The sequence below is a fragment of the Mesorhizobium sp. M8A.F.Ca.ET.181.01.1.1 genome, assembly GCF_004792025.1.
Taxonomy (GTDB): Bacteria; Pseudomonadota; Alphaproteobacteria; order Rhizobiales; family Rhizobiaceae; genus Mesorhizobium.
On sequence record NZ_SRTV01000319.1, the window covers coordinates 1 to 285 of the forward strand.

Below are 285 nucleotides of genomic sequence, written 5' to 3' on the forward strand. Positions count from 1 at the left end.
ATTTTCGCGCCGAGCACCAGCGAATATGCCGGCAACATCGCCATATTGCGGCGGATCGTGTTGCCCGATTTCGACGACAGCACCGCGGTGATCGAGTGCGGGTACAAGAACAGCGCCAGCGCCGAACCGACTGCGAGCGTCGCATACGCGCTATAGCCGTTCAGACTCGATACGTCCGGCGCCTTCAACAGCTGCTTGGCCGGCGGCACCGCGCCGAACATGGGGCCGACGCCGCCCAGTTGCGTCGGAATCACGATGATCGCAGCGAAGATGGTGACGTAGATC

1 pseudogene is annotated in these 285 nt (G+C 62.5%); it reads right to left on the reverse strand.

The features are described 5' to 3' along the window. Positions 1-285 (reverse strand): annotated as a pseudogene (locus EN824_RS34780) (sodium:solute symporter); the annotation flags it as partial.